The sequence below is a fragment of the Stenotrophomonas sp. Ste96 genome, from assembly GCF_024519495.1.
In the GTDB taxonomy this organism is placed as follows: Bacteria; Pseudomonadota; Gammaproteobacteria; order Xanthomonadales; family Xanthomonadaceae; genus Stenotrophomonas; species Stenotrophomonas bentonitica_A.
Genome location: NZ_JALJRX010000001.1, coordinates 45,393 through 65,466, shown reverse-complemented (window position 1 = coordinate 65,466; position 20,074 = coordinate 45,393). Strand labels below are relative to the sequence as shown.

At 65.9% G+C, this 20,074-nt stretch carries 15 protein-coding genes and 3 pseudogenes; 9 read left to right on the top strand and 9 right to left on the bottom strand.

The window, feature by feature from the left end; genetic code table 11:
- Window positions 1-57 precede the first annotated feature (57 nt).
- The 5 genes and pseudogenes from OC373_RS00305 to OC373_RS00285 all read right to left on the bottom strand — a co-directional run.
- Window positions 58-1,239: pseudogene (locus tag OC373_RS00305) on the bottom strand (DDE-type integrase/transposase/recombinase); the annotation flags it as partial.
- 312 nt (window positions 1,240-1,551) lie between these two features.
- Window positions 1,552-2,118, bottom strand: coding sequence for an OsmC family protein (locus tag OC373_RS00300; protein WP_004574805.1), 567 nt, complete (start codon window positions 2,116-2,118; stop codon window positions 1,552-1,554).
- A gap of 14 nt (window positions 2,119-2,132) precedes the next feature.
- Complete coding sequence (locus OC373_RS00295; protein ID WP_004574804.1) at window positions 2,133-2,909, bottom strand: SDR family oxidoreductase; 777 nt, start codon at window positions 2,907-2,909, stop codon at window positions 2,133-2,135.
- Between the two features lie 59 nt (window positions 2,910-2,968).
- Window positions 2,969-3,553, bottom strand: coding sequence for a TetR/AcrR family transcriptional regulator (locus OC373_RS00290; RefSeq protein ID WP_004574803.1), 585 nt, complete (start codon window positions 3,551-3,553; stop codon window positions 2,969-2,971).
- A complete protein-coding gene (locus tag OC373_RS00285) occupies window positions 3,550-4,230 on the bottom strand; it encodes a cupin domain-containing protein (RefSeq protein WP_004574802.1) in 681 nt (226 codons plus the stop codon). The genes OC373_RS00290 and OC373_RS00285 overlap by 4 nt, the downstream gene beginning before the upstream one ends.
- Window positions 4,231-4,383: 153 nt before the next feature.
- Here OC373_RS00285 and OC373_RS00280 point away from each other — a divergent pair.
- Both OC373_RS00280 and OC373_RS00275 read left to right on the top strand, forming a co-directional pair.
- Window positions 4,384-4,971: pseudogene (locus OC373_RS00280) on the top strand (SDR family oxidoreductase); the annotation flags it as partial.
- 178 nt (window positions 4,972-5,149) lie between these two features.
- Window positions 5,150-5,479 (top strand): DUF3817 domain-containing protein, encoded by a 330-nt coding sequence (locus OC373_RS00275; RefSeq protein ID WP_261996730.1) that lies wholly within the window; start codon window positions 5,150-5,152, stop codon window positions 5,477-5,479.
- A gap of 47 nt (window positions 5,480-5,526) precedes the next feature.
- On the opposite strand, the gene OC373_RS00270 is transcribed toward OC373_RS00275, so the two are convergent.
- From OC373_RS00270 to OC373_RS00255, 4 genes and pseudogenes are all read right to left on the bottom strand, one after another.
- Window positions 5,527-5,850 (bottom strand): thioredoxin family protein, encoded by a 324-nt coding sequence (locus OC373_RS00270; RefSeq protein WP_019184611.1) that lies wholly within the window; start codon window positions 5,848-5,850, stop codon window positions 5,527-5,529.
- Window positions 5,844-6,308, bottom strand: a complete 465-nt coding sequence (locus OC373_RS00265; protein ID WP_261996729.1) for a flavodoxin — start codon at window positions 6,306-6,308, stop codon at window positions 5,844-5,846. Before OC373_RS00265 ends, OC373_RS00270 begins: the two co-directional genes overlap by 7 nt.
- Window positions 6,309-6,320: 12 nt before the next feature.
- A complete protein-coding gene (locus tag OC373_RS00260; protein ID WP_070425230.1) occupies window positions 6,321-7,361 on the bottom strand; it encodes a ribonucleotide-diphosphate reductase subunit beta in 1,041 nt (346 codons plus the stop codon).
- Between the two features lie 132 nt (window positions 7,362-7,493).
- Window positions 7,494-9,794, bottom strand: a pseudogene (locus OC373_RS00255) (ribonucleoside-diphosphate reductase subunit alpha); the annotation flags it as partial.
- Between the two features lie 550 nt (window positions 9,795-10,344).
- Here OC373_RS00255 and OC373_RS00250 point away from each other — a divergent pair.
- The 7 genes from OC373_RS00250 to OC373_RS00220 are packed head-to-tail and all read left to right on the top strand — an operon-like array spanning window position 10,345 to window position 19,946.
- On the top strand, window positions 10,345-11,544 hold the full coding sequence (locus OC373_RS00250) for an MFS transporter (RefSeq protein WP_261996727.1): 1,200 nt from the start codon (window positions 10,345-10,347) through the stop codon (window positions 11,542-11,544).
- Complete coding sequence (locus OC373_RS00245; RefSeq protein WP_261996726.1) at window positions 11,541-12,719, top strand: isochorismate synthase; 1,179 nt, start codon at window positions 11,541-11,543, stop codon at window positions 12,717-12,719. The genes OC373_RS00250 and OC373_RS00245 overlap by 4 nt, the downstream gene beginning before the upstream one ends.
- Before the next feature lie 16 nt (window positions 12,720-12,735).
- Complete coding sequence (locus OC373_RS00240; protein ID WP_261996725.1) at window positions 12,736-14,388, top strand: AMP-binding protein; 1,653 nt, start codon at window positions 12,736-12,738, stop codon at window positions 14,386-14,388.
- Window positions 14,388-15,023: an isochorismatase family protein gene (locus OC373_RS00235; RefSeq protein WP_070425226.1), complete on the top strand. Its 636-nt coding sequence runs from the start codon at window positions 14,388-14,390 to the stop codon at window positions 15,021-15,023. The genes OC373_RS00240 and OC373_RS00235 overlap by 1 nt, the downstream gene beginning before the upstream one ends.
- Window positions 15,020-15,271 (top strand): phosphopantetheine-binding protein, encoded by a 252-nt coding sequence (locus tag OC373_RS00230; protein WP_070425225.1) that lies wholly within the window; start codon window positions 15,020-15,022, stop codon window positions 15,269-15,271. Before OC373_RS00235 ends, OC373_RS00230 begins: the two co-directional genes overlap by 4 nt.
- Window positions 15,268-19,179 (top strand): amino acid adenylation domain-containing protein, encoded by a 3,912-nt coding sequence (locus OC373_RS00225; protein WP_261996724.1) that lies wholly within the window; start codon window positions 15,268-15,270, stop codon window positions 19,177-19,179. The genes OC373_RS00230 and OC373_RS00225 overlap by 4 nt, the downstream gene beginning before the upstream one ends.
- Entirely contained in the window at window positions 19,176-19,946 is a 771-nt protein-coding gene (locus tag OC373_RS00220) for a 2,3-dihydro-2,3-dihydroxybenzoate dehydrogenase (RefSeq protein WP_261996723.1), read from the top strand. Before OC373_RS00225 ends, OC373_RS00220 begins: the two co-directional genes overlap by 4 nt.
- Window positions 19,947-20,074: the final 128 nt, after the last annotated feature.

Here is a 20,074-nt window from a genome sequence, read left to right as displayed (position 1 = left end):
CGTCCGTCCAATCTCCGCCAAGCATGCTCAAGCTTCACGATTTTTGCAACAGAGCCGGAAATCGACCAAAAACGCGGTGGGGCGGGTAACGACGGCCGGGACGCCAACGCGCTCCACGGCCTCGGCCCAGCGCGCGGCCGGCGGCTGGAGCAGGCCGTTGTGCACGGAGCCGTGATAGGTGCCTACCGCCAACGCGAGCCAGCGCTCCAGCTCGCGCAGCGTCAGGGTGGCCATCTTCTCGGAATCGTACTCGCCGCGCTGGCCGGGATTGGAGAAGGTCGTCCCCGGTAATTCGTCGTGGATCATCTGCATCGCCGTGCCGATGATCCGTTCCACGATGCCGCCGTAGTGCGGCTGGCCTGGTGGGCGATAGTCCAGCCGGATGCCATGCTGTTCGCAGCCACGGCGCAGCGCTTCGCTTTTGAACTCGGCCGCGTTGTCCAGATAGAGCAGCCTGGGCTTGCCGCTCATCGGCCAGTCCATTTCCACATTCAGCCCTTCCAGCCAGGGCCGCTTGTCGCAGGCGGCATGCGCGAGGCATAGGCCGACCGAGACGGCGGACGGCGCTTCCAGCGTGACCACCATGCCGAGTACGCAGCGCGTGAACACGTCGATGGCGAGGGTCAAATATGGGCGGCCAATCGGTTGCCGGTCGCGCTCGTCGACCACGATCAGGTCGATGACGGTGTGGTCGATCTGCACCTGTTCCAGCGGCATGGTGACTTCTGGCGGAATGCCACCCGCGCCTTGCAAGGGACGGGCAGCGTCCTGCCCGCCCCGGCTGCGGGCTATTTTCGCCGGGTGTAGTCCGGCAATCCGCTGGGCCACGGTGTTGCGCGCCGGCACCGGCAGCTTCTGGGTTTTGCACGCCTGCGCGACTTCGCGGTGGAACGCCGCCAGGCTGCGTTTCTGCTTGGTCAGGAAGCGCTTTTGCAGCAGCTCGCGGATGATGCGCTCGACCGGTTCCGGCAAGCGCCCCTTGCCTTTGCCGCCGCCGGATCGGCCGGGCGTCAGGTCTGTTACCAGGCCAGTACCCTGCCGGGCGCGACGGATCAGGACATATACCTGTCGCCGGGACAGGCCCAGCGCTTGGGCTGCCTCATCGGCGGCTTCATGCCCGACCACCTCAAGCGCTGCCAGTGGCCCGATGATTTCCGTCCGGTGCCGGGCTTGCGCCCATGCCTCGTCGGGCAGGGTGGCCACGCCTTGCGCGGCAATCGGTGGAGTGTCTGATGTCATGCCCAAACCTCGCTTTGGTGCACACGAGTATTGAGCATAGTCGAGATTGGTGCAGACGACTCCTGATATTGGGCTGTCAGGAGCCGTATGCACACCAGGCGTTACATCCAGTCAGATGGTGCGGTCGTCTTCTGAAAACGACAGAAGACTCTATTCTGACGGAGCTGCGCGGTTCTGCCTGACATCCAGTTAGGGTATACCTCAAATTGACACTGCGTATTCCAGAGAACGTGATGACGGAAGGTTGAACCTTCCGTCATAGCGCATCTGGTTTGGCCTCCCGTCAGCCAACCACGGGAAACACTGACTCGATCATTGGAGAATGGTCAGCTTGGCCTTGAGATCAATGGCTCTCGCGAAGTTGTGGTAATTCGGCGATGTTCGCTGCACCTGCGCGTGCAATGCTTTCAGCGCCGCCGAATCCGCCGACGACTCCATTTCGACCTCATACTCGACCTGGTCGTACCCTGGATTGATCCCAGGATCGATTCCAAGAAAACCTCTCAGATCGAGGCTTCCCTTCGTGCGGATAGTCAGCGATTGCAACTCGATGTTCATTGCCGCCGCATTTGCCGCGTAGGTTGCAGTCATGCATGCGTTCAACGCAGCCAGGATCAATTCTTGTGGATTAGCGGCCGTGTCGGTACCGAGCAATTCTGCCGGTTCGTCCGCGTCGATGACAAAGCCGCGCGCCAAGGCCGTGTCACCTAGTACGAGCGGCATGGTTCGCGCACGCGTCCGGGTGCCACCCTCCCAGGTTGTCACGACGCCGAACGTCGCGATGCCTGCGGCGGGCTTTGCTGCGACCTGATCTGCAAACTCACGCAATGCGCCGACGTTGATCCCGTTGCCGGGAGTTCCTTTAATGTTTGTGTTCATTTCTCGTTCCCCCATTATGTGTTACGCCCGGCCATCACGCCGCCGTCAACGTCCCAGATTGCGCCCGTCACCCATGCTGCCTTGTCCGACAACAGGAAGAGGATGACCTCGGCGACGTCTTGTGGCGTCCCAACCCTGCCGATTGGGTGGAAGCTGTTGAATCCCTGTAAGGCGCCATGAACCTCGGCCTTGGGTATGAATCCCTCGTAAATCGGCGTTTCGACAACCGCCGGAGAAACGGCATTGACCCTGATTTGTTTGGATGCCAGCTCCATCGCAAGGTGCTGGGTCAGCGAATGCAAACCTGCTTTTGCCATCGAATACGCGGACGACGGCGTAGCCGCAATCGCCTGCTTGCCCCACATCGAGCCGATGTTCACAATGGCGCCGGGACGCTCGCTGGCCACGAGATTGGCCACGACTTTTTGTGTGATGAAGAAGAACGCTTTATTCAACGTCAAATATTGTTCGTAATCACTTTCCGTGTGCTCAAGAAACGCCTTCGGGAAGAACACCCCAGCCGCGTTGACCAGAAGATTGATGTCCTTGTGGTGTTCATCGATGGTATGCAGGAGTCGCTTCACATCTTCGGCTCGCGAGAGATCGGCAGTCAGGGCGGTCACGGTGCCCAACGACGACAGCGCCTTGCGGGCCTCTTCGGCCTTGTCTTCACGGTGACCGACGATGACGACGCTTCCGCCTTGCTCAAGAACCATGCGGGCAGTTTGCAGTCCCATCCCGCTAGTGCCGCCGATGACCAACAACTTCTTGCCATTAAATTCAGTACTCATAATAATCTCCTTAACTACCAACTAAATGGTAGGGTTGTGTTGCAAAAAAAGTGCCGACCTCAGGTCAACACGGTGGAAAGAAAAGTGTTTCCAACTTCGGCCGGTCCGCGTGACGACCGCATGCCACGGCCCACCATCATCGAGCCTTCCAACGCGCACAAGAATGCCTCTGCGAGAGCCTCTGGGGTGGAATTCGAGGTGATCAGCGCGGCACGCTGACCATCGGCAACGACAAGAGTCAACCAGTCGAGATTGACTTTAAAGAATCGCTCGACCTCGCTCACAACGGCGTCCGGCAGCGAGTCCGACTCGGCACCCAACATGCCGCAGACACAAAGGCGCCGGTCCTTGGCGAAGGTGCGTTCGAAAAGTGCCGCATACGCAGTTAGCCTGTCAGGCGCTTTCGCATGCTGCCCTTCGATGCTCAGCAACTCCTCACGAAACCGGTGCGTATAGCGCTGTGCGACCACGGCCACGAGTTCACCCTTCTTGGGAAAGTGGTGGTGGATACTTGGTTTTTTGATGCCTACCAACTGGGCCACGTCGTCGTATGAGAAGCCGTTGTAGCCGTGCTGCTGTACCAACCCTTCAGCGGCATCGACCACCCGCTCGGCGGTCGGCGAGATTTCGGAGAAATGCTTCATGCAAGCGCCTCATTTGATTCGGCGACTGGCAGGTGGCCTGTCTTGACCAGGATGGTGCAGCCTGTATTGCTGAAGGGACGGTGAGCACTCAAATGCGGACTGCGCATCCATGTGCCGGTAGGGTAGCTTCCGAACTCATCCTCAAAGACGCCTTCCAACACATAGATTTCTTCACCGCCGTAGTGACGATGCGAATTGAATCGTGTCCCCGGGGCCCAGCGCACCAAAGCCGTATGTTGTGTGTCGAACTCAGAAAGTGGCATCACCGACAGACCCGGCACGAGGCCTGGAAACCAGGGGCCGTTACGGGTGTCGACCACGGTGCGTTGGCTGTCGGCTAGATCAAGATGGCGCAGCTTGACGAACAACGTGCAACCCGTCGCGGAGCTCGGTGCATGCGAAGAACCTGGTGGATTCTTGATGTAAGTCCCAGGCCCGAAGGTCCCGGATTCGTCGCTGAATTCGCCGTCCAGGACCAGAATCTCCTCGCCCAAGTCGTGCTTATGATTTTCAAAAGCGGAGCCCGGCGCGTATCGCACGATCGAGGTGGCACGCGCCACTTCGTCGCCATCACGCTCCAGTAACTGGCGTTGAATCCCGGTCGCTGGCGAATCGACCCACTGTAAGCTTGAAGGCTCGACGACAACACGCTGCGAAAGATCTGAATTGAGTTTCATGGCTTTATTTCATCTACCGACTACTTGGTAGGTAAGTTATAAGATCCCGATTTGTTTGTCAAATAGCTTTCGCCATTTTCTTTCATCCATTGAAAAAACAATGAATTGGTTACAAGAACTCGCGAAGCTTAGCGTACGATTTTTTCCGAATTCTCTATCGTCCCCGACATGGCCGACAGCGCCGGTTTCGATGCCTTCGCCAGCCAGGTCCGCAGCGTGCTTGATGGCTGGGGCGAGACCCAGCTGCAGGGCCTGCTCAACAACGCCGGCGAAGGCCTGCACGCGATGATCGCCGACACCACGGTCGATCAGTTCGACGCCCTGGTCGCGGTCCATCTGAAGGGACCGTACTTCCTGACCCAGGCGGTGTTGCCGCTGCTTGCCGATGGCGGCCGCATCCTCAACGTCTCCAGCGGGCTGGCACGCTTCTCGCTGCCGGGCAGCTCGGCCTACGCGATGATGAAGGGCGGCATCGAAGTGTTTACCCGTTACCTGGCCAAGGAACTGGGCGCCCGCGGCATCAGTGCCAACACGCTCGCCCCCGGCGCGATCGAAACCGACTTCGGTGGCGGCCGCGTGCGCGACGACGCGCAGGTCAATGCGATGGTGTCCTCGGTCACCGCGATGGGCCGCCCGGGCAAGCCCGACGACATCGGTCCGGTGGCGGTAGCGCTGCTGTCGCCGCAGACGGCGTGGATCAACGCGCAGCGGGTGGAAGCGTCGGGCGGCATGTTCGTCTGAGATCGCGGGCGGTCGAGGCCGCCATCGTGTGGCATGCGCGGTTGTCATTGCTAGCAGTGGATCGAGGGCCGGTCACGACCGTGGGTCGTGACGCTCTCGGTTGCTCGAGTGAGAATGGTTCGCATCAAGCGCCGTCAATGGCTATGATGCGGGTCCTTCCGCCACGCTCGAGCCTGCCTTGAAGACTGCTTCGCCACTCAGCCCGATGGGCCGCGTCTTCGCCACGGTGGCCTTCGTAGAAGCCCTGACGTGGGCCGGCCTGTTGATCGGCATGTATTTCAAGTACCACGCAGCGGATCCAACGCCGGACGGCGTCAAGGTGTTTGGACCGGTGCACGGCGTCGCCTTCATGGTCTACGTCGTGGTGTCGGTCCTGGCTGCAATCCGCTTGCGTTGGCCGTGGTGGGCCGCACTGCTGGCACTGGCCGCGGCGGTGCCGCCGCTGGTCACGCTGCCGCTGGAATGGTGGTTCAAGCGCCGGGGGCTGTTGTCCGCGCCGCTGCGTTGAAGCCCCCACGGTAAGCCCGCGAAATCGCGGGCCTACCGTCCAGGGCGTCACCCCGCGCCCAACACCGCCAGGATCTGCTTCGGCGTCTGGAACCCCGCCAGTCGGGCGGTTTCGTGACCGTCGCGCACCACCAACAGCGTCGGTGTCTGGCGCAACCCCAACTCGCGGAACAAGCCCTCACCGACGGTTTCCAGCTTCACCTTCAACACCGTCATCCCGGCGTCCGCGATGGCGCCGGAGACACTGGCCAACGACATCTCCAGCATCCGGCACCCGGGGCAATCGTCCTTGTGGAAATCCACCAGCAGCGCAGGGTGTTCGCGCAGGGCGGCGTGGTAATCCTCAGCAGTCCGAGCGTGCAGGGTCAGCATGTCGTGGGTGTCTCGGTAGTGGCCAACACGGCGTCGGTCCAGTGGTGGATGGCGTGGGTGTCGGCGGCGCCGTGCGGCATCTGCTCGATCTCCAGCACGGGGGACGGGGAGTGGAAGAAGCGCGCCAGGCGGTGCGCGGCGCCGCAGTAGTACTCGTCGCCCCATTGGGTCTCGCCGGTGCCGAACACCGCGGCCGGGAAGGGCAGGGGCAACCCGAAACGGTCCCGCAGCGCGGCCACGCAGTCCTTCATTTCCGCCGGGGTGCGCCCGGCGTTGTCGGTCCATGAGCCAAGCAGGCACAGGGCGGGGGGATCGGCGGGCAAGGCCCGGGCGATGTCGCCGGCATCGACGTCGAGCCAGTCCACGCGGTGGCCCAGCGCTTCGCATCGGGCCCGGACCAGCATGGCGACCTCGCGGGTATTGCCGCTCAGCGAGGCGAAGGCCAGCAGGATATGCATCGGCATGCGTCCTTACAGATCGTCGAAACCGTTGTCCGAATTGGTCTTCTTGTAGCTGGCGTTGCGCATCTCGAAGAAGTCGGTCTTGGTTTCGGTGAAGTTGTCGGCGTAGGCCTTGATCCACGGCATCACGTTGACGTTGGTCTCGCTGTACAGCTTCTCGATCCCGAGCATGCCGGCCATCTTGTTGGCGCGGTACTTCACGTAGCGGATCATCTCGTCCACGTCGATGCCGTCGATGCCGTCGAGCACTTCCCCGGTCCAACGCGTCTCCAGCTGGATGGCGTGCTCGAACGCTTCGTGTACGTAGGCGGTCAGCTGCTCGCCCTGCAGCGCGGGGTTCTCACCGATGATGGCGCGGATCAGTTCGCTGATGAACTTGGTGTGGGCCAGCTCGTCGCGGTTGATGAAGCTGATGATCTTGCCGGTGCCGGTCATGCGGTTCTGGCGGACCAGGTTGTAGAAGAACGCGAAGCCCGAGTAGAAGTTGATGCCTTCCAGGATCGAGGACTGGATCAACGCGCGTATCAGCGTCTCGGCGGTCTTCTCGCGCATGAAGTCATCGTAGGACTGCATGATCGGTGCATTGCGGGCCAGGATGGTCGGGTGCGTGCGTGCGATCTCGAACACCCGGTTCTGGTCGGCCAGGCCGGCGATCGAGGCCAGTACGTAGCTGTAGCTTTCGTTGTGGATCACTTCCTGCTGGCCGATGATCGCCGCGTTGGCGTGCGCGGCCGGGTCGGTGATGTACTCGGCGACGTTGTAGATGAAGCGCGTCTGCGGCGAGTCCAGCGTGGCCAGCAGGCCGATGATCGAGTCGTAGGCGTTCTTCTCGCGGGCATTGAGCTCACCGTACTGGCGCGCGTCACCCTTCATGTCGACTTCGTCGGGAATCCAGAAGTTGGTCGATAGCTCCTTGTACGCCCGGTAGAACGACGGGTAGGGGATGTCGTTCCAGTTGAGGATGCCACTGGTGCGGCCGTTGATGATGCCGGTGGAGCGGTTGGGGTGGCGCGGTTCGAGGATCTTGATGCGTTCGAGGGGGATGGCCATGAGGGTGTGTCCTGGAGCAGAGCCCCCTGAGTCAGGGGGCGGCCGCGAAGCGGCGGGGGTCTGGGTGGTTGTAATGCGGGGCCCATGGTTTGCACAGCGAACCATGGGAGCGTCAGCGCGAATGCGATGCGTCTACCCGCACCATTCGCATTCGGCGATGTCGATATCGTTGGAGCGCACGTAGTAGGTCGTCTTCAGGCCTTCGCGCCAGGCACTCATGTGCAGCGCGAGCAGGGTGCTGGCGCGGATGGTGCTGGGCACGTACAGGTTGAAGCTGATCGACTGGTCCACGTGGCGCTGGCGGCGGGCGTTCTGGCGGATGCTGGCGAACTGGTCAACCCGGTAGGCGCCTTTCTCGTAGTACGGATAGGTCTCCAGCGACAGGTCCGGCGCAGCCACCGGGCGGCGGAAGTCCTTCTTTTCCTCGTAGTAGAACGCGCCGTACACCGGGTCGATCGAGGCCGTGGAGCCGGCGATCTGGGCGGTGCTCATGTTCGGGGCCACCGCCATCAGCCAGCCATTGCGCAGGCCGTTGACGCCGACCTGCGCGGCCAGTTCGCGCCAGGCCGGGTTGTCATAGCCACGGGCGCGGAAGTACTCGCCGTTCTGCCACTCGCTGCCGACGAACGCGCTGTAGCGTCCCTTTTCCTTGGCCAGGGTCATGCTGGCCTGGATGGTGAGGTAGTTGATGCGCTCGTACAGGCTGTCCGCGTAGTCCTCGGCCTGGGGCGAGTTCCACTCGATCTGCTGCAGGGCCAGCAGGTGGTGCCAGCCGAAGGTACCCAGCCCGATCGCGCGGTACTTGCGGTTGGTGATGGTCGCCTGCGGCACCGGCAGCTGGTTGAGGTCGATCACGTTGTCCAGCATCCGCACCTGGATCGGCACGAGGCGCTCGAGCACGTCGCTGGTCAGCAGGTCCGGTGCGGCCGTGACCGCACGGCCCAGGTTGATCGAGGACAGGTTGCACACCACGAAATCGCCGGCCTGTCTGGTCGTCACGATCTGGTCGCCGCTGATCATCTCCTGGATCATGCGGGTGGGGCTCATGTTCTGCAGGATCTCGGTGCACAGATTGCTGGAGTAGATGCTGCCGGCATGCTTGTTCGGGTTCTTCCGGTTCACTTCGTCCCGGTAGAACATGAAGGGATTGCCGGTCTCCAGCTGGCTCACCATGATCCGCTTGAACAGGTCGATGGCCTTGATCGTGCGCCGGCTGATCCGTTCGTCGGCCACGACCTCCTCGTACTTCTCGCGGAAGCTGCCCTGGCCGCGCTGCTCATCGTGGAAATCCTGCAGGTACCAGCCCTTGATCCGCTTCACCTCGTACGGATCGAACAGGTACCAGTCGCCACGGCGCTCCACCGCTTCCATGAACAGGTCGGGCAGGCACACCGAGGTGAACACGTCGTGCGCGCGCAGGCGCTGGTCGCCGTTGTTCAGGCGCAGATCGAGGAAGGCCTCGATATCGCGATGCCAGACATCCAGGTACACCGCGATCGCGCCCTTGCGCTGGCCGAGCTGGTCCACGCTCACCGCAGTGTTGTTGAGCTGCTTGATCCACGGCACCACGCCGCCGGAGGAATTGGCCACGCCCCGGATCGATGAGCCCGCCGAGCGCACATAGCCCAGGTATGCACCCACCCCACCGCCGTGCTTGGAGACGCGTGCCACGTCGGTGTTGGAGTCGTAGATGCCCTGCAGGCTGTCGTCCACCGTGTCGATGAAGCACGAGGACAGCTGGCCGCCAACCTTGCCGGCATTGGCCAGGGTTGGCGTCGCGACCGTCATGTACAGGTTGGACAGCGCCCAGTAGGCCTCGCGCACCAGCAGCATGCGCCGGCGCCGCGAGCGTTCGCCATGCTCGTGTTCGTGCTGCATCAGGTACAGCGCGATGGTCAGCCAGCGTTCCTGCGGCAGCTCGTACACCGCACGCGAGTGATCGGTGGCCAGGTAACGGGTCGCCAGCAGGTACAGCCCGTTGTAGGCGAACAGCGTGTCGCGCTCGGGCTCGATCATCTGCCCGGCTTCCTCCAGTTCATCCTTGGAATACGCCTTGAGGATGTCGATCGAGTAGACGTTGCGGTCGGCCAGGCTTTCCTGCAGCCCCACGTACGAGCCGTACTTCAGCGTGGCATCGTAGAAGCGGTTCTTGCTGGCGCGCTTGTACAGCCGCCGCAGGTAGAGGCGGGCGGCGAAGTGCTCCCAGTCCGGCGCGGTCAGGTCGATGCGTGATTCGGCCTCGCGGATCAGCAGGTCCACCATCTCATCGGCGCTGAGCTGCTGCCGCCGGGCGATCTGCCCGAGCACGCTGCGCAGATAGTCGGCCACCTCCAGCTGCGGGAACTCGGCATGCACGCTGTGCACCGTGCGTTCCAGCCGCGCCTGGTCGAAGGGCATGCGTCGGTTGCCGCCCTCCTTGGTGATCCACAGTGTTTCACCGCCGGTGGCGGCATCCAGGGCGGTGTCGGTGGGTGGGGTGGCGGTCGAGGCGACGGTGTCGTCGGTGTTCATGCGTTCTCCATGCATGGCGCAGTGCCCAGCAGGCGGCGCGGCAGAGCCGTGCGGCAGCCGGACAGAAGGCGTGATTGGTGGGCAGGCCCTGCGTGTGCAGGAATACGTCGCCGCAGGCTCACATCGGTGGCAACGGGCCTTGCTTCCAGGCGCCGGTCAGGGGATACGACGGGGCGTTCTACTGCGACGCGGCGTCGTGACGGTGCACCGGGCCTGGCGGAAGCGGGGAGCCGATGGACACAACATAGTGGGGTCGTGGTGGATCGTCAACCGTAGATGTAGTGCTTTTTTGTCGCAGGGGGCGGCGGGCCCGGCGACATGAACATCCCGTACAGACTGCACTATCAAACGCAAATGCGAGCCGTTATCATTTGATGGATCACAGGGCGGTGATGCATTCGCAACCGGATGGCAGAACCGCGCGCGCCTCGGCGCACCGCGTGGTTCAACTTCTTATTGGCTGTGGTGTTCAATGTCTGCACGTCCTGTCGTATCCGGTTTGCCCGCCCTCGTTTCCGCCGCGCTGCTCGGCACCATGGCAATGATGGCGTTCGTGTCCGTGATCGGCCCGGTGGTGCGGGTGTTGGGCCTGGCCGAATGGCACGCCGGGCTGTCGGTCACCGCGGCCGGCGTGTTGTGGATGCTCGCCGCCCGCCGTTGGGGGGCGCTCAGCGATCGCATCGGCCGCAAGCGCGTGCTGTTGATCGCACTGGCCGCCTACGCAGTGATCTATCTGGGGCTGGCGGTCTTCGTGGACGTGGCGCTGACTTCACCGCCGGCCATCTGGGTTTCGGTGCTGGTGCTGGTCGGCACGCGCGCCCTGGTCGGTCTGTTCTACGCCGCCGTGCCACCGACCGCCGCAGCCATCGTTGCCGACCAGGCTGCGCCGGGGCAGCGCGGCAGCGTGATGGCCAAGCTCGGCACCGCCAATGCGCTGGGCATGGTGCTGGGTCCTGCCGCCGCCGGCTGGATCGCCTACAAGAACCTCTCCCTCACGCTGTATGTGGCCGCGCTGTTGCCGCTGCTGTCGTTGTTGATGATCTGGTGGCGCCTGCCGAACACACCGCCGATCGCCCCGACGCACAGCGGCCCCAAGCCAACGCTGGGGCTGGGCGATGCACGCCTGCGGCTGCCGTTGCTGGCCGTGTTCGCCGCGATGATCTCGGTGACCATCGCCCAGGTCGCGGTCGGCTTCTTCGCCATCGACCGCCTTCAATTGTCGCCGGCAGATGGCGCACGCATGGCCGGGCTGGCGCTGACCGCGGTCGGCGTCGGCCTGATCTTCGCCCAGGGCCTGGTGATGAAGCTCAAGGACATCCGCCCCACGCGCTGGATCGTGGTCGGCGCGCTGATCTCCGGTCTCGGCTTTGCGTCGGTCGCGCTGGTCAGCGTGCCGTGGCAGCTGCTGGCCAGCTATGCGGTCGCGGCGTTCGGGATGGGCTTCGTGTTCCCCAATTTCCAGGCGCTGGCCGCCGATTCGGTGGAGGCGCACGAGCAGGGCGCCGCCGCCGGCACCGTGGCCTCGGTGCAGGGCATGGGCATGGTGGTCGGGCCGATGATCGGCACACTGCTGTACAGGTGGTCGCCCAGCGCGCCGTATCTGCTGGTCGGCGCGGTGCTGCTGGTCCTGGCGGTCTCTGCCGCGATGCACCGCCAGCGGGGTGCCGCATGAACGAGATGCTGATCAACCAGGCAGCGGACGAGCTGACCCACGCGCCCACCATCGACATGGCCGACACCCCGTACTTCCTGTTGCGCAGCCCGCAGCAGGCACTCGAAGCGCAGGGCGTGCGTGCGCGTTTGCCGTCGGGCCCCACCGCCTCGTTGGCCGAACGTGTAGACGCCTTCTTCGCCGCACCGCGCTCCGGCCCGCGGCTGCTGGTCGGCGCGGTGCCGTTCGATCCCGAGCAGGCCGATGCGCTGTACCAGCCGGATCACGTGTCCGGCCAACCCGCGGTGGTCCGCGTTGAAACCCCCACAGTGGTCGGTGACGTGCTGGCTGAACCGCCTGCGCAGGCCTATGCAGGCGCGGTCGCCACCGCCGTCACGGAACTGCAGCGCGCCGATAGTGCGCTGGAAAAGGTCGTGCTGGCCCGCAGCCTGCGGGTCACCACCGCGCAGCCACTGCACCCGCGGGTGCTGGCCGCGCGGCTGGGCAGGGATCCGAGCGTAGCCACTTACGTGGTGCCGGTGCCTTCAGAAGGCGGCCCCGGTCCTGCCTGGCTGGTCGGCGCTACTCCCGAGCTGCTGGTCTCCAAACGTGGCGAGCGCGTGCTGTCGCATCCGCTGGCGGGCTCGGCACGTCGTTCGGCCGATCCTGCCGAAGATGCCCGCGCCGCCGAGGCGCTGCTGGCCTCGGCCAAGGACCATGAAGAGCACCGCCACGTGGTCGAGGCCATCGTTGAAGCGCTGACGCCCCTGTGCCATCGCGTCGAGGCGCAGCCCCAGCCCACGCTGCATGCCACCGCCACCATGTGGCACCTGGGCACGCGCATCCACGGCACCCTCAAGGACGCATCGGTTTCCTCGGCCGCGCTGGTGGCACTGCTGCATCCCACGCCGGCGGTGTGCGGGACACCACGCCACCCCGCACTGGCGCTGATCCGCCAGGCTGAGCCGGTGGCGCGCGGTTTCTATGCCGGCGCTGTCGGCTGGACCGATGCCCAGGGCGATGGCGACTGGTACGTGGCGATCCGCTGCGCGCGCGTGCAGGGCACGCAGGTGCGCCTGTATGCCGGTGCCGGCATCGTCGCGGGCTCGCAACCCGATCTCGAAGTGGCCGAAACGGCTGCCAAGTTCATGGCCCTGCTGACCGCGCTCGGCGTCCATGACGTTCGTCCATTCTGATGTGCGGGAGTTGTCCATGAACGCATCCTTCTCTTCCTCCCGGGTGCCGTTGCGCCAGGTCTGGCCGCCGGCCCTGGTCGCGCGCTATCGTGCCGCCGGCCATTGGCGTGGCGAGACCTTCCCAGGCTTCCTGCGCGAGCGTGCCGAACGCTTTGCCGGGGATATCGCGGTGGTCGGGGGTGATGCCCGCCTGACATATGCCCAGCTGTGGCAGGAAGCCGGCCGCATCGGCGCCGGCCTGCTCGCGCAGGGCCTGGCCCCGGGCGACCGGGTCGTGGTCCAGCTTGGCAACGTGCCCGAGTTCATCACCGTGGTGTGCGGGTTGTTCCGTGCCGGGCTGATTCCGGTCTACGCATTGCCTGCGCACCGCATCACCGAAGTCGCGCATTTCGCCCGCAAGGCCGAGGCCAGTGCCTATGTCGCTGCAGCGAGCTACGACGGTTTCGACTACCGCACGCTGGCGCGCGATCTCCAGGCGCAGGTGCCGGCAGTGCAGCACGTCATCATCGTGGGCGAGGGCGGCGGGTTCACCGCGCTGGAGGCTCTGGCAGGCGATCTTGAGCAGCTGCCACCGGACCCGGACCCGCAGTCCGTGGCGTTCCTGCAGATCTCCGGCGGCAGCACCGGCCTGTCCAAGTTGATACCGCGCACGCATGACGACTACCTGTATTCATTCCGCGCCAGCAATGCGATCTGCGGCATCACCCAGGACAGCGTCTATCTGGTCGCGCTGCCTGCCGCGCACAATTTCCCGATGAGCTCGCCCGGCTTCTTCGGCACGCTGTATGCCGGTGGCCGGGTGGTGCTCAGCCCGGGTGCCGGCCCGGAAACTGCGTTCGCCCTGATCGCACGCGAACGGGTCACCTGCGTCGGCCTGGTGCCGCCACTGGCCCTGCTGTGGGCGCAGGCGGCCGCGACGACCACACAGGATCTGTCCAGCCTGCAGGTAGTGCAGGTCGGTGGCGCCAAGCTGGTGCCGGAAGCGGCACGCCGCGTGATCGCCGGGCTGGGCTGCACGCTGCAGCAGGTGTTCGGCATGGCCGAGGGGCTGGTCAACTACACCCGCCTGCACGACAGCGAAGAGATCATCGTCTCCACGCAGGGCCGCCCGATCAGCGAAGACGACGAGGTGCTGGTCGTCGACGACCACGGGCATCCCGTCGCAGAAGGTGAGACCGGGCATCTGCTCACCCGTGGCCCGTACACCATCCGCTGCTACCACAATGACCCGGCCGCCAATGCGCGCGCCTTCACCGAGGACGGTTTCTACCGTACCGGCGACATGGTGCAGCGCCTGCCCGGCGGTTATCTGGTCGTGCAGGGCAGGGCCAGCGATCACATCAACCGGGCCGGCGAGAAGATTTCCGCCGAAGAAATCGAAGACCATCTGCTGGCGCACCCCAGCGTGTTCGATGCGGCCGTGGTCTCGATTCCCGACGCCTACCTGGGCGAGCGCAGCTGCGCCTTCATCATTGCCCAGGGTGAACCGACCAAGGCCGCCAGCCTCAAGGCCTGGGTGCGCAGCCGCGGCCTGGCCGCGTTCAAGGTGCCGGACCAGATCGTGTTCGTCGATGCCTTCGGCACCACGGCGGTCGGCAAGATCAGCCGCCGCGAGCTGCGTGCCCAGCTGCGCGAACGTTTCATGCAACAGACAGGAGAAACGCGCTGATGGCGCTGCCGACGATCCAACCCTACCCCCTGCCGACCCAGGCCGAGCTGCCCACCCCGCGCGGCGCCTGGCAGCCGCAGAGCGAGCGCCTGGCGCTGCTGGTACATGACATGCAGCGGTACTTCCTGGCCGCGTTCGCGCCGGATGCCGCACCGCTGGCGCCGGCCGTGGCCAACATCGCGCGCCTGCTCGCGCACTGCCGTGCGCGTGGCATCCCGGTGTTCTATACCGCCCAGCGCGGCCACCAGGACCGCCGCGATCGCGGCCTGCAGGCGGATCTGTGGGGCCCGGGCATGTCCGCAACCGACGAGCATGAAGCCATCATCGAAGCCGTGGCACCGCTGCCGGGCGACCATGTGCTGGTCAAGCACCGCTACAGCGCCTTCCAGCGCAGCAACCTGGAAACGATGATGCGCGCCCGTGGCCGCGACCAGTTGCTGGTCACCGGTGTCTATGCGCACATCGGCTGCACCGCCACCGTGGCCGAAGGCTTCCAGCGCGACATCGAGAGCTTCATCGCTGCCGATGCCGTCGCCGATTTCTCGCGCGCCGACCACGACCTGGCCCTGCATTGGATCGCCCGTACCTGCGGCATCCCGATGACCACCGATCACCTGCTGGAGACGCTCGCATGACCGCACTCACCCTGGAGCGCATGCGCGCCGATGTCGCCGAGATGATCGGCGAAGCGCCCGAGGACATCGGCAACGATGAGAACCTGATGGACCTGGGGCTCGATTCGATGCGGGTACTGGGGCTGGTACTGGCCTGGGGCAACACCGGTATCCCGCTGGAGTTCAGCCACCTGGCCGAGCACGCCACGCTGGGCGGCTGGTGGACGGTGGTGCAGCGCCTGCAGGCCCAGGCCGCGGCTGGCGCATGAACGCAGTCGCGGTGCCGGGTCCGGACGCGCGCCTCGTTCGCGGGCTGAGCGAGGCCCAGGCCGGGTTGTGGTACGCCCAGCGCCTGGCGCCGGACAATCCCGCCTTCAATACCGCCCATGCGGTGTGGATCGAGGGCGGACTGGACGTGGCTGCATTCGTGCGCGCTGCGGATCAGGCCGCGCATGAATCCGACGCGCTGGCATTGCGTATCGTCGAAAACGCACAGGGCCTGCCCGAACAGTGGGTGGACCGGCAGCACACGCCCGCGCTGCAGGTGGTGGATCTGTCCGGCCACCCGGACCCGGCCGCCGCCGCCCGCGAGGCGATGCAGCGCGACCGGCTCAGCCCGGTCGATCCCGCCCGCGACCGGCTCAGCCAGCAGCGCCTGTTCCTGCTCGGCAAGGGCCGCAGCGTCTGGTACCTGCGCGTGCATCACCTGGCGACCGATGGCTACGGCATGGGCCTGCTCACCGAGCGGGTCTGCGCGCTGTACGCAGGCAACGCCGCACAGGGCGCGCTGGCGCCGCTGGCGCCGGTGCTCGATGAAGACGCGCAGTATCGTGACAGCGAGCGCCGCACGCGCGACGCCGCGTACTGGCGTGAGCTCATGGCCGATGCACCGGCGGCCGCGGGTCTGCAGGCTGGCCTCGGGGCCGCGGCGGCGGATGCACTGCGCCACGTGGAGCCCATCGGTCCGACACTGCGGGCGCGCCTGCACACCGCAGCCGCCGCCATCGGCCAGCCCTGGCCGGATCTGCTCACCGCGCTTGGCGCCGAGTACTGCCGCCGCATCAGTGGCGAAACCGAGGCGGTGATCGGCGTCCCGTTCATGGGCCGCCTGGGCAGCGTCTCGGCCCGCGTCCCGGCGATGGTGATGAATGTACTGCCCCTGCGGCTCAAGGCCGGCGAGGGCAGCGTGGACACCTTCGTACGCGACGTCGCCCTGCGGCTGATGCGCGGCCGTCGCCATGGACGTTACCGCGGTGAACAACTGCGTCGCGATCTCGGCTTGATCGGTGGCCAGCGTCGCCTGCATGGCCCGCTGGTCAATGTGCAGCCATTCTATCGGCCGCTGCAGCTGGACGGCGTGCACGCGACGCTGGAGATTCTGTCCACCGGCCCGGTTGACGACGTGACGCTGGGCTTTCGGGGGGACGGCGCCGCCGTGCTCGATCTGGAGATCGAGGCCAACCCGGCGCTGTATACGCCCGCGCAGGTGCGGGCCCACGCCGCACGCCTGCTGCATTTCGTGTCGGCCGCACTGGACGTGCAGGCTGCCGGTGGCCCCATCGCCTCGGTGCCGTTGTGTACGCCGGAGGAGGCCCAGCGCTATCTCTACGAGGTCAACGCCACCGCACATCCGGTGCCCGAGGTCAGCCTCGCCGCGCTGATCACCGCTCGCATGGCGCGCACGCCCGACGCCGTGGCCGTGGTCTACGGCGCGCAGCAGCTGACGTTCGCCGAGCTGGAGCAACGCAGCCGGGCGCTGGCGCTGCACCTGCAGGCACAGGGCACCGGCCGCGAGGCGAGGGTGGTCGTGGCACTGCCGCGCTCGCTTGAACTGGTCATCGCGCTGGTCGCCGTGCTGCGCGCGGGCGGCGCTTACCTGCCGGTGGACCTGGCCCACCCCGATGAGCGCCTGGCGCGGATCCTGCGCCAGGCCGGGCCGGTCTGCGTACTGGCGCTGGAGCAGGACCGCCACCGGTTCCCCGGAATGACCGTGCTCCCGCCGACGCAGTGGCCGCACGCCAGTGACGGCCCGCTCGGCACCGTGCCGCAGCCGGACGATGCCGCCTACGTCATCTACACCTCCGGCTCCACGGGTGAGCCCAAGGGCGTACTGATCGAGCACCGCGCCATCGTCAATCGCCTGGAATGGATGCGCACGCATTACGGTGTCCAGCCGGACGATCGTATCCTGCAGAAAACCCCGGCCACCTTCGATGTCTCGGTCTGGGAGTTCTTCCTGCCCTTGATCAGCGGCGCCACCCTGGTGGTCGCACCGCCCGAGGCGCACCGCGATCCGCTCGCCCTGGCCGCGTTGATCCGCGAGCACTCGATCACCACGCTGCATTTCGTGCCGTCAATGCTGGCCGCGTTCCTGGCTGCGCCAGCGGCCCGTGGGCTGCAACTGCGCCGGGTCTTCACCAGTGGCGAAGCGCTGGATGCCGCCTTGCGCGACCGCTTCCATGCCACGGTCCAGGCCGAACTGCACAATCTGTATGGGCCGACCGAAGCCGCCGTGGATGTGAGCTGGTGGCCGGCCAACCGCAGCGACGCCTCCCAGCCCGTGCCGATCGGTTTCCCGGTCTGGAATACGCAGCTGTACGTACTTGATGCGCGGATGCAGCCGCTGCCACCCGGTGTCGCAGGGGATCTGTACCTGGGCGGGGTGCAGCTGGCGCGCGGCTACCTCGGCCGCGACGACCTCACCGCCGAGCGCTTCCTGGCCGATCCCTTCCTACCCGGCAACCGGCTGTATCGCACCGGCGATGTGGCACGCTGGCGTGAGGATGGGGCGGTGGAATACCTCGGTCGCAACGATCATCAGATCAAGCTGCGCGGCCTGCGCATCGAACTTGGCGAGATCGACGCCGCCCTGCGCACGGCACCCGGCGTCAGCCGGGCCGACGTCCTGCTGCGCGAAGATCGCCCCGGCGAGCCGCGGCTGGTGGCCTACCTCAATGCGGGCAGCCCGCAGGCGGATGAGCTGCGCGCCCACCTGGCCACCCGCCTGCCGGATTACATGGTGCCCAGCGCATTCGTTGCACTGAAGCACTGGCCGGTCACCGCCAATGGCAAGCTGGATCGTGCCGCGCTGCCGGCGCCGGCGCAGCGCGTGTTCGACGGTGTGGCGCCGCGCACCGGCACCGAACAGGCGCTGGCGCAGCTGTTCGCCGAGACCCTGGGGCTGCGCAGCACGGTTGGTGCCGACGCCGACTTTTTCGCCCTGGGCGGTGACTCGCTCAGCGCCGTGCACCTGCTGCTGGCGATCCAGCAGCGCTGGCACTGTGATCTCGGCCTCGGCGCGGTGTTCGCCGCCCCCACGGTTGCGGCGCTGGCCGCCCGTATCGACGCACCGCCAGCGGCCACCGATCACGGGCTGGCGCCGATGATCCAGCTGGCCGCTGGGGACCCGGCGCTGGCGCCGCTGTTCGTGATCCACCCGGCCGGTGGTATCGCCTGGAATTATCGTGACCTGGCCCGGGCGCTCGCCCCGGCCCGCGAAGTCCAGGGCCTGCAGTCGCCCGTGCTCGATCCTGCCCAGCCACTGCCGGCCAGTATCGAGGCACTGGCGGCCAGCTACGCCGAGCGCATCCTCGCGCTGGGCCGGCCCGGCCCGGTGCATCTGCTTGGCTGGTCGGTCGGCGGCATTCTTGCCCAGGCGATGGCGGTGCACCTGCGCGCGCTCGGCCACGAGGTCGGCGTACTGGCGCTGCTGGATGCCTATCCCAGCGAGTGCTGGCGTGCCGAACCCGAGCCGGATCCGATCGCCGCGCTGCGCGCCCTGCTGGCCATCGCCGGCCATGACCCGGAGGCGCATCCCGAGCTGGACAGCCGTGAGCGGATCCTGGCGTTCCTGCGCCGGGGCGACAGCGCGCTGGGCAACCTCCCCGATGTGGTCCTCGATGGCGTGGTGCGTGCGGTCACCGGCACCAACCGGCTGATCCGCGCCCATCACCACACACGTTACGACGGTCCGCTGCTGCACGTCCGTGCCGGCCGCGACCACCTCGACCGCCCGCAGCTGCAATCGGCCCTGTGGCAGGCGCATTCCGCCAGCGTCGAAGCGGTCGAACTTCCTTTCCTGCACGCTGAACTCACCGGCCGCGATGCCGTGGCGCAGATCGCGCCGTGGCTCGATGCGCAGCTTCAGCGCTCTGAAACGATCAGGACACCCGCATGAAACTCACTGGATTCGACGGCACCATCGCCTTGGTCACCGGCGCGGGCGGCGGGATCGGCGCGGCACTGGCCGAGCACCTTCACGACAGCGGCTGCACCGTGATCGCCACGGATCTTGAGGCCCCCGTGTTCACCGCGCGGGCAGGGCAGCCGCGCATCCATGCCTGCGCGCTCGACGTGAGTGATCCGGTTGCGGTGGAGGCACTGGTTACCTGGATCGAGGCCAGGATCGGCGCGATCGGCTTTGCCATCAACGTGGCTGGTGTCCTGCAGACCGGCACGGTGGTGGAGACGGATGACGCGCAATGGCGCCGCGTCTTCGCGGTCAACACCGATGGCGTGTTCCACGTTTCGCGTGCCGTCGCACGGGTGATGTCGCCGCGGCGGAAAGGCGCCATCGTCACGGTCAGCTCCAATGCCGCGGGCGTACCCCGGCACGGGATGGCGGCCTATGCGGCATCCAAAGCGGCCGCGACCATGTTCACCCGTTGCCTCGGCCTGGAACTGGCGCCGCTCGGCATCCGCTGCAACATCGTGGCGCCCGGCTCAACGCTGACCCCGATGCAGACCGCGATGTGGGCCGGACCCGAGGGCGAGCAGCGCGTGATTGAAGGGAGTTTGGAGACATACAAGGTAGGCATTCCCCTACAGAAAATCGCCCGCCCGGATGACATTGTGTACGCGGTCATGTTTCTTCTCTCCGACCAGGCCGGCCATATCGCGATGAGCGATCTTTATGTCGACGGCGGCGCAACGCTGCGCGGTTGACGGGCGGCTGGAAAGGAACTACGCCGCAGATTCACGTTTATGCAACTTGATTCATAGTTTGGGGTGCAGCGCTTCGCCTAAGGTTCACCCGAAACAATCACAACGGCCTGCCGCGTTCCTGCCGGCAG

Coding starts and splice junctions, on each gene's coding strand:
- OC373_RS00265 (WP_261996729.1), bottom strand. CDS start 6,308: ATGCATATCCTGCTGGCCTTCGCCTCGCTGAGCGGCAATACCCGCGAG.
- OC373_RS00300 (WP_004574805.1), bottom strand. CDS start 2,118: ATGAACACAAACATTAAAGGAACTCCCGGCAACGGGATCAACGTCGGC.
- OC373_RS00250 (WP_261996727.1), top strand. CDS start 10,345: ATGTCTGCACGTCCTGTCGTATCCGGTTTGCCCGCCCTCGTTTCCGCC.
- OC373_RS00230 (WP_070425225.1), top strand. CDS start 15,020: ATGACCGCACTCACCCTGGAGCGCATGCGCGCCGATGTCGCCGAGATG.
- OC373_RS00225 (WP_261996724.1), top strand. CDS start 15,268: ATGAACGCAGTCGCGGTGCCGGGTCCGGACGCGCGCCTCGTTCGCGGG.
- OC373_RS00285 (WP_004574802.1), bottom strand. CDS start 4,230: ATGAAACTCAATTCAGATCTTTCGCAGCGTGTTGTCGTCGAGCCTTCA.
- OC373_RS00295 (WP_004574804.1), bottom strand. CDS start 2,909: ATGAGTACTGAATTTAATGGCAAGAAGTTGTTGGTCATCGGCGGCACT.
- OC373_RS00260 (WP_070425230.1), bottom strand. CDS start 7,361: ATGGCCATCCCCCTCGAACGCATCAAGATCCTCGAACCGCGCCACCCC.
- OC373_RS00245 (WP_261996726.1), top strand. CDS start 11,541: ATGAACGAGATGCTGATCAACCAGGCAGCGGACGAGCTGACCCACGCG.
- OC373_RS00220 (WP_261996723.1), top strand. CDS start 19,176: ATGAAACTCACTGGATTCGACGGCACCATCGCCTTGGTCACCGGCGCG.
- OC373_RS00270 (WP_019184611.1), bottom strand. CDS start 5,850: ATGCTGACCCTGCACGCTCGGACTGCTGAGGATTACCACGCCGCCCTG.
- OC373_RS00240 (WP_261996725.1), top strand. CDS start 12,736: ATGAACGCATCCTTCTCTTCCTCCCGGGTGCCGTTGCGCCAGGTCTGG.
- OC373_RS00290 (WP_004574803.1), bottom strand. CDS start 3,553: ATGAAGCATTTCTCCGAAATCTCGCCGACCGCCGAGCGGGTGGTCGAT.
- OC373_RS00235 (WP_070425226.1), top strand. CDS start 14,388: ATGGCGCTGCCGACGATCCAACCCTACCCCCTGCCGACCCAGGCCGAG.